Raw genomic sequence first — 13,582 nt, forward strand, 5'->3', positions numbered from 1 at the left:
GATGACATGGCGCTCAGTGACCGCGTGCAATACAGAAGATATCGCATCAGCCTGACCGAACCGCTCCTGGGCTCGCTGCCGTCGTCGAAACTGATCTACCAGGAGTATGTCGCCAGCAAGGCCCCGGAGCCCGAGGCCGAAGGCGCGGATGAAACGGCCTTGCTTCCGGCGGAGGAAACTCCGAAAACGACCGTCTTCCTGCGTGACGACCAGGGCGGTTGCTGCCTGATGGACTACCAATTCGTGGGGTTTCTCAAATCCGCCGCAAATATCCTCAAAGACGTCGTCGAAGTCCCTGTCAGCGTGGGTGGGCGGACCAGGAAGAAGACCGGTATCCCGGCTCTGCGCAACAAACTGCAACGGTTTGTGTTTGTCGACCCCCGGATCATCCGCCTGGGCCGCGCTCCGGATGGCATCTACGAGCGACCGTTGCAAACCATGAGCAGGATGGGGCCCAGAACCTGCCTGGCCAGTTCGGAAGTCCTCAATCCGCCGATTTCGTTCGAGATACAGATTGGGCTGCTCCCGAACCTTGAAATCACCTGGGAAGTCCTGGCGCAACTTATGGAGTATGGGCAATTTGTGGGGCTCGGCCAATTTCGGGGAGCAGGATACGGACGTTTCACGTTCGACCTGCTGTGATGCAAGGCAATAGCTCGGTTCGGTTCCGCATGGCTCCGTATCGCAACGGCACAGTTAGGTAGTGTTTTGATCCGCGTCGCTCAGTATCGAACCGTGTGAACTTTGAAAACAGGTCGAGCCCCACATTGTCATGGAAACGGTGTATTTTGAATGTACGGCGCTAAACGCAAGGATATCCGTAGAACAATGCCGCTCCAATCGGACCAGGCCGCTTTCGGCGTCATTGAAGGGTGTGCCTGTCCGCCATCCGGGATGCATCCGTTGCACGCAATGGCGGGATTTCGATCCGCCGTTGCCAGACGACGAAACCGAGGGGACACAGCATGAAGAGGCCGTTTTTGAAGACGAGAACATTTTCAGCATCTCGATCCCAGAAGACGAGGCTACGCCGTCCTCTCCGCAAGGGGTACGACGGCCGCCGCCACAAAAGTCTGGATGTCGGATGCCGTCACAAGTCCGTCAGGCTCAATCCCCCTGTGCCTCCTGCCGTTATTTTCGCCCTCTGCCCACGTATCACCTGGGGGTCGAGGGCGTGAGGCTGTGCTGGGCGGACCATCAGAGCTGGGATTTCAGTTGTTACCGGGAGGAAGCATGATCGTTTTGTTGTATTTGCAAGCGCCGGGTCGGGACTCCTTGCTGGCCGATCTGGGCGGCCTGGGGCTGGTGCAGGATGAAGACTTCGTACCTGCTTCGGATCGGCACGATCTGTTCTATTTCGGTCAGGTGTCGGTGTCGGACCCGGCCGTGTATGCCTGCCTGCGTTGCAAGGACGTCGCCCTGGCCGTCTCCGTGAGTCGCACGGCCTTTGGCCGGGGTACTGTCGTTTCAGGCAGGCGTCCCGACGGCGTGCCGATGCTGGCCGGAGAGCCGGACATGGACGTGGAGGCTGTAAAGGCGGATGCCCTCGCGCAAATAGACGCCGAGGCCGAGCGCCGCAGGCTGTTGGTCCTGACCCCGGGAGCGGGCCAATCCCTGGAATACCAGCATACCGCCGAGGAGGCGGCCCGGGCCGTGGCCGCTCCGGACCCGCTGCCTGCGGCGGCCTATCCATTTTTGGCGGCCGAGCAGGAAGCCCTCATGGCCACGATTGGCGAGGTAAGTCTGCGCGACGTGGCCGTGGCGGTCTTGGCCGACCGGGCTGCCTGGCTGGCCTATGGCGCGTCCATCAAGGCGGTGCGTCGCCGGGCCAAGCTCCAGGTGGGCGCGGCCGGGGATGTGGTGGCCATTGCCGTGGCTGTTGCCGAAGTCGTCTGGCCGGACCTCGTCCAGGCCTAAACATATACCGTCGCCCCCTGAGGGCCGCGAGCCCCAACCCGAGAGCCCATGAGCCCCTTGAAAGAGGGTCTCGTCATGCAAAAGGCGCTCTTTGACAATGGCATAGTGTGGAATGGCGATGCCCTGGCGGTCCTGCGGGAACTGCCGGGCGAATCCGTTGACGCCGTGGTGACCGACCCCCCGTATTCCAGCGGGGGGTTGCACGTCGGCGCACGCCAGATCGATCCGGCCCGGAAATACCAAAAGACCGGCACGATGAAGGTGTACCCGGCCATGCTGGGAGACCTCAAGGACCAACGGTCCTTCATCATGTGGTCGAGTCTGTGGCTTTCGGAATGCTGGCGGGTGGCCAGGCCCAGCGCGCCGGTCCTGGTCTTTTCGGATTGGCGGCAGATTCCGGCCATGACCGATGCGATCCAGGCCGCCGGATTCGTCTGGCGCGGGATCGTGGTCTGGCACAAGCCGACCGCGCGGCCCATGCGCGGCGCCTTCCGGCGTGACGCTGAGTTCGTGATCTGCGCCGCCAAGGCCCCGGCTAAGGCGTTCACGACGCGCTGCCTCCCGGGGGTTTTCAGCTTCCGGGTGGTCCCCGGGGACAAGGTGCATCTGGCCGGAAAGCCTATCGACCTCCTGGTCGAACTGCTGGCCGTGACGCCCGAAAAGGGGACCGTTCTCGATCCCTTCCTGGGCGGCGGGACCACGGCCCTGGCCTGCATCAAGACCGGCCGTCGCTTTGTCGGAGTCGAATTGTCGCCTGAGTATTACCGCGTGGCTGGCGACCGGATACGGGCCGCGCAAGGAGTTGGTCAAACGGTCCAGTAAGTGGAGCAGGCGGGGCGGGTTGCGCCGCCCCACTGGCCCGGTGCTGACACACCGGTCCCCGGCCGAAGCCGCTGCCCCTCCCCTGGCGCCAGGGATGGAGATGAGCTAGCAGGCCCCGGCCCAAGCTGTAAAGGACTGAAATGAGGGAAATTCGTTGCGGTATTTGTAACAAGCTGTTGGCCAAGGGCGAGGCGTTCGAGCTCGCCATCAAGTGCCCGCGTTGCGGGACGGTGCATCTCCTGAGGGCCGTGAGCCCCGGACCAGAGCCCATCGAGGCCCCGTCAGGAGAGAAGATTGCATGTCGGGAGTCTGTTTAGCGGTGCCGGAATCGGCGATGTGGCGGTCAACCAGGCCGGGTTTGCCCATGCCTGGTTTTGCGAGTGCGCCCCGTATGCGCGGGCGATCCTTGAAAAACGCTGGCCGGGTATCCCGGTCTTCCAGGATGTGAGGGACGTCAATGCCGAAAACGCCCAAAAGGTCGATATCGTCATTGGCGGCTTCCCCTGCCAGGACATCTCATGCGCCGGGTCTGGCGCGGGGATCACAGGCAGCCGATCCGGACTCTGGTCCGAATACGCCAGGGTCATTCGCGAGCTACGACCGGCCTACGCAGTCGTGGAAAACGTCAAGGCCCTGCTCGGGCGGGGAATCGACCGGGTGCTCGGGGACTTGGCCGAGATCGGGTATGATGCGGAATGGGACGTGTTCCCTGCGGCGGCCTTTGGCGCCCCGCATCTGCGTGAGCGGGTTCTCCTTGTTGCCTACCCCGGCGGCCATCGAGGGAGAGCCCGTGCGCCAATACTTGCGCCGGGAGGAGACCTGGCGCTCCACGGGCAACCTGACGGCCCGGTTGATTGGAATGGTCTACGGCTTGAAGGACCGAGAGCCCAGGCCGCCGTTGCGGCTTATCGCGGCCCCGTCGTTTGTCGAGTGGATGATGGGGGTTCCTCCTGGATGGACCGATTGCGTGTGCTCGGAAACGGCATCACGCCTCCTGTCCTGCGGTGGGTTCTGACCCGAATCAAAGCCGACTCGGAACACGTCGCGCAATAGGGCTGGCGAGGGCGGAGCAAGGGGGTGTTTTCATCTCCCCGATCCGCCCTCGCCATTTCTCATTTCGCCTGCAACGATTTCTCATTTTGCTTGCGCACTTACATTAGGACTGTCCATCCTCAAAATCCACAGGGGAAGGTTGGCGGGGCGGTTGGCGCAGTTGATAGAAAATCAAAAGGGCCTAGGAGGATTACCCCCTAAGCCCTTGAAATTCTTGGAGCCAGCATGGAGACTCGAACTCCAGACCTGCTGATTACGAATCAGCTGCTCTACCAACTGAGCTATGCTGGCCCTCGTGCCCATTCGCGCGGTCGTCGCGATCGCGTGGCCACGCGGTTGCGCGGCCCGTCTTCATATACGTCCTGCGTGCCCCTCGTCAAGTATGAGGCGCATCGCCGCAGCCGGGCCGGAATCGGGCATACAATCGAAAATCATCCCAGCATCCATCCTGCCATGCTGGAAGCATGGGGCGCATAACCGCTGTCGGGCCGGTATCCGGGCGTCGGAGGAACGGCCATCCCCGCCCTCCATCCAGCCATGCCGCATTCCCGGCCCCGAGGCCTCCCGCTTTCCCTCGTGGACAACCCCCCGGGTCTCCTGCTACTTCCACGGGCAAGACGCAAAGGAGTGCTCCATGCCCCACGGAACCAAGGTGCTGATCGTCGAGGACAGCCGGGTCCAGGCCCGGATCATGAGCGAACACATCCGCGGCGTGACCCCTTACGAAACCCTGGTCACCGCCACCCTGGCCGAGACCGCCCAGGTCATGGAGCAAAGCCGCGACGACATCTTCGTCGCCGTCTTAGACCTCAACCTCCCCGACGACACCGGCGGCGAAATCGTGGCCCTGGCCAACCGATACGCCGTTCCCGCCGTGGTCATGACCTCGTCGTTTGACGAGGAGGTCCGCAAAAACCTCCTCGCGCAAAACGTGGTGGACTATTTCCTCAAATCCATGGCCGAAGTGACCAACATGGAAAACCTCATTGAGCGGCTGCACAAAAATCTATCCGTCACCGTGCTGGTGGCCGACGATTCCAAACTCGCAAGACACCAGATGGCCACCCTTCTGGGAAACCAGAACTATCAGGTCATGGAGGCCGCCGACGGGGCCGCAGCCCTGGACATCCTGCGCGACACCCCGGATGTGCGCCTGCTCATCACCGACTACCACATGCCGCGCATGGACGGCTTTGAACTGATCACCGAGATCCGCAAGACCCGGCCCAAGGACAGGTTGGCCATCATCGGCGTTTCGGCCGAAGGGGGCGAACAGACCGCCCGGTTCATTAAAAACGGGGCCAATGACTTCCTGACCAAGCCCATCAGCATGGAAGAATTCTACTGCCGGGTCAACCAGCAGATGGACATGCTGGACATCCTCCAGGATTACAAGGCGCTGTGCGAAAAAAAGGATTCCTAGGCAGAAGCCGATCCCGTCCGGGCAAGCGCCTTCTCCTGGCGGCCGTCCTGGCTGTCCTGATTCCGGTGGCGGCCTTTTTCCTCCTCGACGCTGTCTTTCCCTTTCCGGAAGGCCGCCTGCATCCCGCGCCCGCCACCGTGATCCAGGACCGCAACGGGAACCCCCTGCGCCTGTATCTGGCCCCGGATCACGCCTGGCGTTTTCCCGTGACCCTGGAAAACACCGCCCCCATCCTGGCGCAAACCCTGGTGGCCTCGGAAGACCGGCATTTCCGCCGCCACCCGGGCATTAACCCCCTGGCTCTGGCCCGGGCTGCCCTTGGCAACCTCATGGCCGGGCGGGTGCAAAGCGGCGGCTCCACCATCACCATGCAGGTGGCCCGCCTCGTCGAGCCCAAGCCGCGCACCCTGTCCGCCAAGTGCGTGGAGATGTTCCGCGCCGTGCAGCTCGAACGCCGCCATTCCAAGGACGAAATCCTCACCGCCTACCTCAACCTGGCCCCCTTTGGCGGCAACATCGTGGGGGTGGGCGCAGCGGCCTTCTTCTATTTCGGCAAGCCCCCGGATCGCCTGTCCCTGGGCGAGGCGGCGCTTTTGACCGTCCTGCCGCGCTCCCCCACCCGCCTCGACCCGGTCCGCGACGCCCAGGCCGCCACCCGGGGCCGGGACATGGTGCTGGACCAGCTTGCCGCGCGCGGGGCCATTTCCCCTCACGACGCCGCCGAGGCCAAGGCCACGCCCGTGCCCGGCCATGTGGCCACGCCACCCTTTTTCGCCCCCCATTTTTGCGACCTGGCCAAAAGCAAACGGCCAGGCCAGTCCACGGTACCCACCACCCTCGACCCCTTCGTGCAAAAGGCAGCCGAGGAAATCCTCAAGGGACGCGCCGAACGCCTGCGCAGCCTGGGCATCGGCTCGGTGGCGGCGGTCATCCTCGACCGCGCCCGCCGCGACGTCCTGGCCATGGTCGGCTCACCCCATTTTTTCGACGCCCCGCGCAGCGGCCAGATCAACGGGACCGTCATCCGCCGCTCCCCAGGGTCCGCGCTCAAGCCCTTCCTCTTCGCCACGGCCATGGACGCCGGGATCATCGTGCCCGAGACCCTGCTCCTGGACATCCCCACCGCCTTTTCCGGCTACGCCCCAAAAAACTACGACGGCCTGTTTCGCGGCCGGGTCACGGCCGAAAAGGCCCTCATCACCTCCCTCAACGTCCCGGCCGTGCGCCTTCTGGATACCGTGGGGACCGAAAACTTCCATGCCCTGCTCACGCGCGGGGGGCTGACCACCCTGAACAAGCCCGCCAGCCATTACGGCCTGTCCCTGGTCCTGGGCGGCGGCGAGGTGACGCTTTTGTCCCTGACCGGCCTCTACGCCACCCTGGCCGCCGGGGGCGAACATGTGGTCCCGCGCCTTTTTCCCGACTCCCCCGTGGCGGGTCTCCGGCTTTTCTCTCCCGAATCCTGCGCCTTGATCACGGAGATCCTGGCCAAGGTGGAGCGGCCGGATCTGCCCGGCGGCTTCGAACGGGCCATGGGCGTCCCGGCCGTGGCCTGGAAGACCGGCACCTCCTACGGCCACCGCGACGCCTGGGCCTTCGGCTATTCCGCCGAACACGTCATCGGGGTCTGGGTGGGCAACATGGACGCCACCCCGGTCAAGGGCATCTCCGGCGCGGTGCATGCCGGTCCCATCCTCTTTGAGCTGTTTCGGGCCGTGGAGCGCAACGGGTCGCGCCTGCCCGACCCCGGCCCCCTGAATCTGGCCGGGGTGGAGGTCTGCGCCGAGAGCCACGAGTTGCCCGGGCCGTATTGCGACCGCCGAATCACCATCACCACCATCCCCGGGGTCACCCGGCTGGCCCCCTGCACCGTGCACCGGCAGATTCACGTCGATCTGAAGCGGGGCCTGCGGCTGGCCGGGGAATGCCTGGAGCGCCACCCCTCGCGGCCCGAGGTGGTGACCGAATTTCCGGCGGAGTTGTGCGCCTGGTGGCGCTCGGCGGGCATCGCCTTCCCCGTCCCGCCACCGCCGCACCCGGACTGCGCCGAGGTGGCCGGGGGCGAACCGCCGCGTATCGTCTCCCCCAGCCCGGGCGCGCCTTATTCCCTGCGCCAGGATGTCCCCGCCGCCTTCCAGCGGCTGTCGCTTGCGGCCAATGTGGCCGCCCCGGCCTCAAAGGTCTATTGGTACCAGGACGGCCTGTTGGTGGCCCAGGGGACGGCGGCGGAACGGCTGTTCGTGGATCTCACGCCGGGACGGCACCGGCTGGTGGTCATGGACGACCTGGGGCGCATGGACAGCGTGACCTATCATGTGGACGGAAAAATGGAGGGCATCCCATGAGCGTGATGGCGGAACTGTCGATTTTTCCCATGGACAAAGGGGCCTCCGTGAGCCCCTATGTGGCCCGGGCCGTGGACGTGATTCGGGAAAGCGGCCTGCCCTACGTCTTCGGGCCCATGGCCACCAGCATTGAGGGCGAGACCTTCGAGGCGGTCATGGATGTGGTGGGGGCCTGCTACAAGGCCCTTTCGCCCGACTGCGGCCGCATCCATGTGGCCCTGCGCCTGGACTGCCGCAAGGGCCCCATGGGACGGTTGACCGGAAAGATGCAGTCGGTCCTGGCCAAAACAAAGACTGGCGAGCCGTGAGCCGTCTGGCCCAAGCCGTCCTGGCCCTGCTGCTGCTGTCCGCAGTCCCGGCCCACGGCGCGTCGGGAGGCGGGCGTCCGGAGAAATCCCTGGCCGATACGGTGGTGGCCGTGGACGTGGGACACAGCCTCAAGCGTTCCGGGGCCACCAGCGCCCGGGGCGTGCCCGAATACCGATTCAACCTGGAACTGGCCCGGCTGGTGGTGGCCGAGCTGCACGCCGCCGGGCTGGTCCGGGCCTTTCTCATCGACGAGGCCGGGACGGACGTCCCCCCGGCCGGACGCGCCATCCTGGCCAACCGGAAAAAGGCCGATGTCCTGGTGTCCATCCATCACGATTCGGTGCAGCCCCATTACCTGTCGGTGTGGCCCTTCGAGGGCCGCCAAAGAAAGTACTGCGACCGGTTTTCCGGCTACAGCCTCTTTTTTTCGGCTAAAAATCCCGCTTCCGCCGCCAGCATCGGCCTGGGAAAATCCATCGGGGAGAGCCTGCGCAGCGCCGGGTTCACCCCCACCGCCCATCACGCCGAGCCCATCCCCGGCGAGGGCCGGGAACTGATCGACCCCGAACGCGGCCTGTACCGCTACGACGGCCTGGCCGTCCTCTCCCGGGCCACAATGCCCGCCGTGCTGGTGGAGGCCGGGGTCATCGTCAACCGCGACGAGGAAACGGCCCTGGCCGATCCGACCCGGCGCGAGCGCATGGCCCGGGCCGTCGCCCAGGGCGTGGCCAAATATGCAGCCGCCGTCCGGCCTTGACCCCGTCCTTTCTTTTCCGCCATTTTTGTCTGATCATACAAAAACGTATCCACAGCCAATACCCCGTGAAATCATAACACACTGACATTCTGAATATTTTCCATGGCACACCCCTTGCTTAAGAAGTGCATCGCACTGCAAGGAGGTCGCCATGTTCATCGCCATCGTCCTGGCCGTCATCATTCTTGCCGCACTGATCCTGGAATCCCTTCCCGGGGCCTCCCACGCCGTTTTCGACGCCGAACTGGGCCTTGTCCCCTGCCCGACGCATCCCGAGGCCGGTGACCTCCCAGGCGGTCATCTGGACAGCATGTCCTGCCGGGCGCCTGCCCGCCCCCGCTGGTTCTTGCCGTTTCACAGCCGCTGATCGTTTGCCGCCTTGCCTCCACCGTTCCGCCATTCCCCCGCCGTCCGGTTCCTCCAGCCGGACGGCCAGGAGGCGGAAACCCGATTCCAGATCGTTTTGTCTGTGGCCTTGCCGTGCCTGACTGGTTGTGCTGGCGCCAACGGCACGACCGGCGGGACGTCCAGTCACCGAAATGAAAAATCCGGTGACCAGATTGCCCTTCGGCGGGAAAAAAGGTTAAGATATGCTTTTCTAAGCATAACAGAAGTCATACCGGTTTTCACACCATCCTGAAAAAGCATTCCCCTGCGAGAGGTTCAATGGTCTTGTCCGGCCCCACACCGCTTCCGTTTCACCAGTTCCAGGCGGTCACGGCCTGCATCGCACAGGCGAAATCCTCCGGCGTGCGGCGGCCAAAAGCCCGCATCGACAAGCCAATGCCCCACCCCGAGGCCGCCCATGATTGACGCCGCCGCCCTCACCCCCCTGCTCCTGACCCTCAAGGTCGCCCTTTTGGCCACCCTGGCGGCCTTGTGCCTCGGCGTGGGGCTGGCCCAGTTCGTGGGGAAATTCCGCTTCGCCGGACGCGACTGGCTGGACGCCGTGTGCACCCTGCCGCTGGTCCTGCCGCCCACGGTGCTCGGCTATTACCTCATCGTGCTCATCGGACGGCGCGGCATCCTCGGCCAGTGGCTGGAAGAGACCTTCGGCGTCAGCCTCATGTTCACCTGGGAAGGCGCGGTGCTGGCCGCCACGGTGGTGGCCTTTCCCCTGGTTTTCCGTTCGGCCCGCGCAGCCTTAGACGGCGTGGACCCGAACATCGAGAACGCCGCGCGTACGCTCGGGGCCTCGGAATCCCGCATCTTTTTCCAGGTCACCCTGCCCCTCGCCTTCCGGGGCATCCTGTCCGGCGGCATGCTGGCCTTCGCCCGGGCCATGGGCGAGTTCGGGGCCACGCTGATGGTGGCCGGAAACATCCCGGGAAAGACTCAAACCCTGTCCCTGGCCGTCTATACCGCCGTACAGGCCGGAAACGACCGGCTGGCCAATGTCCTGGTGCTCGTCGTCTCAACCGTCTGCGTCGTCATCCTGGTCATCGCCGGAAAACTTCTCAAACCCAACACCTAAAAGGGAGTCCGTCATGAAACGTCTGATCCTGTCCCTGGCCCTGGTTGTGGCCCTGGCCTGCCCCGCTCTGGCCAAAGACCTCACCATATCCGCCGCCGCAAGCCTCACCGACGCCTTCACCGAATGCAAGCCGCTTTTTGAAAAGGCCAACCCCGGCGTGACCCTGACCTTCAATTTCGCCGCCTCCGGCCCGCTGCTCAAGCAGATCGAACAGGGAGCGCCCGTGGACGTCTTCGCCTCCGCCGACCAGAAAACCATGGACGACGCGGCCGGAAAGAACCTCATCGACGCCGCCAGCCGTAAAAACTTCGCCCAAAACGCCCTGGTTCTGGCCATCCCGGCCGGAACCTCCACCGTGAAAAACCTGGCCTCGCTCTCTGACGCCAAGGTCACCAAAATCGGCGTGGGCAACCCCGAAACCGTGCCCGTGGGCCGCTATACCAAGGGCGCCCTGGAAAAGCTCGGCGTCTGGAACACCCTGTCCCCCAAATGCATCCTGGCCGAATCCGTGCGTCAGGTTCTGGATTACCTCTCGCGCGGCGAGGTGGATGCCGGATTCGTCTACGCCACCGACGCCAAACAGGGCGGCGATAAGGTCAAGGTCGTTGAGGAAATCCCCCTGGAAAAACCCGTCAGCTACCCCATGGCCGTCCTCGCCGCCTCCAAAAACAAGCCCGAGGCCGCCAAGTTTATCGCCTTCGTCACTTCGCCCGAAGGCGCGGCCGTGCTGGCCAAATACGGCTTCAAAAAGCCGTAGGGAAGAGCCGGGAGAGGGCGCTGCCCTCTCCCGGACCCTCTCCCGCCAGGGGGATCATCCCCCTGGACCCCGGACTCCGGTCCCGGGTCTGGCCCGGATGGCTTCGCCCTCCGAACCGGACCCGGAACCGGGAGACCAGTGTCCCATCGGGACCAACTCCCTAGCCGGGAGGCGGCCGGCGAGAACCGTTCCCGCCCGACGCCCGCTCTCCTGGCCGCCCGGCGCTCCGCGCCGGACGGCCAGGAGACGGGGGGTCCGGGGGGAATGATTCCCCCCGGGCGGGGTCTGGGGCGGCAGCCCCAGGCATCCCAGCCCCGGGGGGGGGCTGGGGCGGCAGCCCCAGCGCCACCACCATGGAGGCCATATGCGCATCAGTATCGAGATTGAGAAAAAGTTGAACGGCTCACGGCGTTCGTTTTCGTTATCGGCGCGGTTCGCCACCAACGAGCGCCGCGTGGTGCTTTTCGGGCCGTCGGGATCGGGCAAATCGTTGACGCTTCGGGCCGTGGCCGGGCTTTTACGGCCGGACGCCGGGATGATCCGCATTGACGACCGGGTGCTGTTCGATTCCAGGGCCGGGATAGACGTGCCGGTGCGGCTGCGCCGGGTGGGGTTCGTGTTCCAGGACTATGCGCTTTTTCCGCATCTGACGGTACGCCAGAACGCGGCGTTCGGGGTCAGGGGATTGTTCGGAGGCATGGCCAGGGAGATGCGGCAACGGGTGGACGAGGTGCTGGAGCTTTTCGGCCTGTCCAGGCTGGCCGACAGCCTGCCCCGGGAATTGTCCGGCGGGCAGCGGCAGCGCGTGGCGTTAAGCCGGGCCGTGGTCCCGAGGCCGGGGGTGCTGCTTTTGGACGAACCGTTTTCGGCGCTGGATCTGCCGCTTCGGTCGCGGCTGCGGGAGGAGGTCAAGGATCTGTTGGAGCGGCTGGGGATACCGCTTATCCTGGTGACCCACGACCCCGAGGAGGCGGTGCGCTTCGCCAAGGTGGCCGTACCGTACCGGAAAGGCACGACCGGGGAGATCATCGATTTCAGCGACGCCACGGCCGGGGTTCCGGAACCGCCCGCCCATGATCCCTGCCCCGGTTTTCACGGCGCCGCAGACCGTCTGGTCAGGTGTACCTACGATACGTCCGAGGCGTAGAGAACGCTTTTCTGCGATTGCCCCGCCGCGCAGCCTGAGATAGGCAGGGCCATGATTTCCGTGCTCATGCCCGTGCGCAATGCCGCCGCCACGCTCCCCGCCGCCCTGCACAGCCTTTTTTGCCAGACGCATCCCGATTTCGAGATCGTGCTCCTTGATGACGGGTCCGACGACGGCGGCGCGACCCGGGGCGTAATCGCGGCGGCGGCCGGGTGCGACAGCCGGGTGCGGCCCTTTTTTCTACCGCACCGGGGCATCGCGGCCACCCTAGCCCACGGGCTTGGCCTGTGCCGGGGGCCATACGTCGCGCGCCATGACGCCGACGACACCTGCCGCGCCGACCGTCTGGAGAAGCAGGCGGCCTATCTGGAAAACCATCCGGACATCGGCCTGGTCAGTTGCCTGGCCGCCTTCGGCGGCGATCCGGAGCGGGCGGCGGGCTACAAAAACCACCTGGACTGGGCCAACAGCCTGACCACCCCCGAGGCCATCGCCCTGGAACGCTTCCGGGAATCCCCCCTGCCCCATCCCACGGTCATGTTCCGGGCCGGACTGGTCCGGGAACACGGCGGCTATGCCGACGGCCCCTTTCCCGAGGACTACGAACTGTGGCTGCGCTGGATGGAGGCCGGGGTGCGCATGGCCAAGGTTCCGGAACCTCTCGTGACCTGGAACGATCCGCCGGACAGGCTGTCGCGCACGGACCCCCGCTACGACCCGGCCCGGTTCCACGCCGTCAAGGCCGGATACCTGGCCCGCCATCTGGAGCGGACCAATCCCTTCCATCCGGTGATCGAGGTGCTCGGGGCCGGGCGCGTCACCCGCCGGCGGGCGGAGAGGCTGTGCGACCACGGCGTGGTCATCGGCGGATGGTGGGACATCGACCCGCGCAAGGTGGGGAAGGTGGTGGGAGGACGGCCCGTGCGGCATCGCGACGAACTGCCGCCCGCCGGATCACGGTTTCTGGTGTCGTATGTGGCCAGCCGGGGCGCGGCGCAGGAGATTGCGGCCTTCGTGGCGGCCCGGGGGTATGTGCCTGGACGGGACTACCTCCCGGCGGCGTAGGACGCCCGGGACGTCAGGACAAGACCCCGTGTCTGCCCAGATGCCGGGCGTAGAGGCACACGACGGCGAAAAGGGCCACGCCCCCGGCCTGATACAGGAGCCCCGAGGGGTCGATGACCCGGGTGGGGTCGTTTTTGAGATAAAACGCCGCCGATGAGAAGACATTGACGCCAAGGGCCAGAAAAAGCGTGGGCACGGCGGCCTTTTTGAGGCGAAAGAGCAAAAAGACGCCGATGATGGTCACCGCCGCCACAATATAGCCGATGACCATGTCGAAGGTGGTGAACCGGGCCACGTAGGCCTGCTGCTCGGGGGGCAGGTCCAAGGCCCCGCTGGTGATGAGAAACACGGACAGGATGCTGTAGATGGAGCTTATGGCGTAGAACAGGAAGATGATCCACACGGGCAACGGTCGCCGGGGACGGGCGGGCATGTCGGACCTCCAGTGGGCTGGCCGGGATGCGGCGGGTTGCCGTCTCTTTGTCGTGCATCATGCCCGATCCCCTGGCAAAG

General features: G+C 65.2%; 15 protein-coding genes and 1 tRNA gene. 14 read left to right on the plus strand and 2 right to left on the minus strand.

Annotated features, from left to right (window positions below):
* The first annotated feature begins 6 nt into the window (after nucleotides 1-6).
* The 5 genes from GD606_RS04250 to GD606_RS04270 all read left to right on the plus strand — a co-directional run bounded on the left by GD606_RS04250 (nucleotide 7) and on the right by GD606_RS04270 (nucleotide 3,792).
* Nucleotides 7-642 (plus strand): hypothetical protein, encoded by a 636-nt coding sequence (locus GD606_RS04250; RefSeq protein ID WP_163301399.1) that lies wholly within the window; start codon nucleotides 7-9, stop codon nucleotides 640-642.
* Between the two features lie 591 nt (nucleotides 643-1,233).
* Complete coding sequence (locus GD606_RS04255; protein ID WP_163301400.1) at nucleotides 1,234-1,917, plus strand: hypothetical protein; 684 nt, start codon at nucleotides 1,234-1,236, stop codon at nucleotides 1,915-1,917.
* Between the two features lie 75 nt (nucleotides 1,918-1,992).
* Nucleotides 1,993-2,739: a DNA-methyltransferase gene (locus tag GD606_RS04260; RefSeq protein ID WP_163301401.1), complete on the plus strand. Its 747-nt coding sequence runs from the start codon at nucleotides 1,993-1,995 to the stop codon at nucleotides 2,737-2,739.
* Between the two features lie 140 nt (nucleotides 2,740-2,879).
* A complete protein-coding gene (locus tag GD606_RS04265) occupies nucleotides 2,880-3,056 on the plus strand; it encodes a Com family DNA-binding transcriptional regulator (RefSeq protein ID WP_163301402.1) in 177 nt (58 codons plus the stop codon).
* 19 nt (nucleotides 3,057-3,075) lie between these two features.
* Nucleotides 3,076-3,792, plus strand: coding sequence for a DNA cytosine methyltransferase (locus GD606_RS04270; protein WP_246298898.1), 717 nt, complete (start codon nucleotides 3,076-3,078; stop codon nucleotides 3,790-3,792).
* Nucleotides 3,793-4,007: 215 nt separating this feature from the next.
* On the opposite strand, the gene GD606_RS04275 is transcribed toward GD606_RS04270, so the two are convergent.
* Nucleotides 4,008-4,083 (minus strand) — tRNA-Thr (locus GD606_RS04275).
* A gap of 343 nt (nucleotides 4,084-4,426) precedes the next feature.
* On the opposite strand from GD606_RS04275, the gene GD606_RS04280 reads away from it, so the two are divergent.
* The 9 genes from GD606_RS04280 to GD606_RS04320 all read left to right on the plus strand — a co-directional run bounded on the left by GD606_RS04280 (nucleotide 4,427) and on the right by GD606_RS04320 (nucleotide 13,069).
* Nucleotides 4,427-5,215, plus strand: a complete 789-nt coding sequence (locus tag GD606_RS04280) for a response regulator (RefSeq protein WP_163303872.1) — start codon at nucleotides 4,427-4,429, stop codon at nucleotides 5,213-5,215.
* Entirely contained in the window at nucleotides 5,194-7,560 is a 2,367-nt protein-coding gene (gene pbpC, locus GD606_RS04285; protein WP_163303871.1) for a penicillin-binding protein 1C, read from the plus strand. The genes GD606_RS04280 and pbpC overlap by 22 nt, the downstream gene beginning before the upstream one ends.
* The gene (locus tag GD606_RS04290; protein WP_163303870.1) at nucleotides 7,557-7,868 is read left to right on the plus strand and encodes an MTH1187 family thiamine-binding protein; all 312 of its coding nucleotides are present in this window, start codon (nucleotides 7,557-7,559) and stop codon (nucleotides 7,866-7,868) included. The genes pbpC and GD606_RS04290 overlap by 4 nt, the downstream gene beginning before the upstream one ends.
* A complete protein-coding gene (locus GD606_RS04295; protein WP_163303869.1) occupies nucleotides 7,865-8,626 on the plus strand; it encodes an N-acetylmuramoyl-L-alanine amidase family protein in 762 nt (253 codons plus the stop codon). The genes GD606_RS04290 and GD606_RS04295 overlap by 4 nt, the downstream gene beginning before the upstream one ends.
* A 151-nt stretch (nucleotides 8,627-8,777) precedes the next feature.
* Nucleotides 8,778-8,993, plus strand: coding sequence for a hypothetical protein (locus GD606_RS04300; protein WP_163303868.1), 216 nt, complete (start codon nucleotides 8,778-8,780; stop codon nucleotides 8,991-8,993).
* A 438-nt stretch (nucleotides 8,994-9,431) separates the two neighbouring features.
* Nucleotides 9,432-10,100 carry a molybdate ABC transporter permease subunit gene (modB, locus tag GD606_RS04305; RefSeq protein WP_163303867.1) on the plus strand — a complete coding sequence of 223 codons (669 nt, stop codon included), beginning with the start codon at nucleotides 9,432-9,434 and terminating at the stop codon, nucleotides 10,098-10,100.
* 13 nt (nucleotides 10,101-10,113) lie between these two features.
* On the plus strand, nucleotides 10,114-10,857 hold the full coding sequence (modA, locus tag GD606_RS04310) for a molybdate ABC transporter substrate-binding protein (protein ID WP_163303866.1): 744 nt from the start codon (nucleotides 10,114-10,116) through the stop codon (nucleotides 10,855-10,857).
* A gap of 364 nt (nucleotides 10,858-11,221) precedes the next feature.
* Nucleotides 11,222-12,004, plus strand: coding sequence for an ATP-binding cassette domain-containing protein (locus GD606_RS04315; RefSeq protein WP_163303717.1), 783 nt, complete (start codon nucleotides 11,222-11,224; stop codon nucleotides 12,002-12,004).
* 51 nt (nucleotides 12,005-12,055) lie between these two features.
* Nucleotides 12,056-13,069: a glycosyltransferase gene (locus GD606_RS04320; protein WP_163303716.1), complete on the plus strand. Its 1,014-nt coding sequence runs from the start codon at nucleotides 12,056-12,058 to the stop codon at nucleotides 13,067-13,069.
* 13 nt (nucleotides 13,070-13,082) lie between these two features.
* Here the strand turns inward: GD606_RS04320 and GD606_RS04325 are convergent, their stop codons facing one another.
* Entirely contained in the window at nucleotides 13,083-13,502 is a 420-nt protein-coding gene (locus GD606_RS04325; protein ID WP_163303715.1) for a hypothetical protein, read from the minus strand.
* Nucleotides 13,503-13,582: the final 80 nt, after the last annotated feature.

Origin of the sequence: Desulfolutivibrio sulfodismutans DSM 3696 (assembly GCF_013376455.1) — a bacterium.
GTDB lineage: Bacteria > Desulfobacterota > Desulfovibrionia > Desulfovibrionales > Desulfovibrionaceae > Desulfolutivibrio > Desulfolutivibrio sulfodismutans.

What these genes read in the sequence shown, in the direction of transcription:
- GD606_RS04300 (WP_163303868.1), top strand. Translation starts at nt 8,778, where the DNA reads ATGTTCATCGCCATCGTCCTGGCCGTCATCATTCTTGCCGCACTGATC.
- GD606_RS04290 (WP_163303870.1), top strand. Translation starts at nt 7,557, where the DNA reads ATGAGCGTGATGGCGGAACTGTCGATTTTTCCCATGGACAAAGGGGCC.
- modB (WP_163303867.1), top strand. Translation starts at nt 9,432, where the DNA reads ATGATTGACGCCGCCGCCCTCACCCCCCTGCTCCTGACCCTCAAGGTC.
- GD606_RS04255 (WP_163301400.1), top strand. Translation starts at nt 1,234, where the DNA reads ATGATCGTTTTGTTGTATTTGCAAGCGCCGGGTCGGGACTCCTTGCTG.
- GD606_RS04260 (WP_163301401.1), top strand. Translation starts at nt 1,993, where the DNA reads ATGCAAAAGGCGCTCTTTGACAATGGCATAGTGTGGAATGGCGATGCC.
- GD606_RS04315 (WP_163303717.1), top strand. Translation starts at nt 11,222, where the DNA reads ATGCGCATCAGTATCGAGATTGAGAAAAAGTTGAACGGCTCACGGCGT.
- GD606_RS04325 (WP_163303715.1), bottom strand. Translation starts at nt 13,502, where the DNA reads ATGCCCGCCCGTCCCCGGCGACCGTTGCCCGTGTGGATCATCTTCCTG.
- GD606_RS04320 (WP_163303716.1), top strand. Translation starts at nt 12,056, where the DNA reads ATGATTTCCGTGCTCATGCCCGTGCGCAATGCCGCCGCCACGCTCCCC.
- modA (WP_163303866.1), top strand. Translation starts at nt 10,114, where the DNA reads ATGAAACGTCTGATCCTGTCCCTGGCCCTGGTTGTGGCCCTGGCCTGC.
- GD606_RS04280 (WP_163303872.1), top strand. Translation starts at nt 4,427, where the DNA reads ATGCCCCACGGAACCAAGGTGCTGATCGTCGAGGACAGCCGGGTCCAG.
- GD606_RS04265 (WP_163301402.1), top strand. Translation starts at nt 2,880, where the DNA reads ATGAGGGAAATTCGTTGCGGTATTTGTAACAAGCTGTTGGCCAAGGGC.
- GD606_RS04250 (WP_163301399.1), top strand. Translation starts at nt 7, where the DNA reads ATGGCGCTCAGTGACCGCGTGCAATACAGAAGATATCGCATCAGCCTG.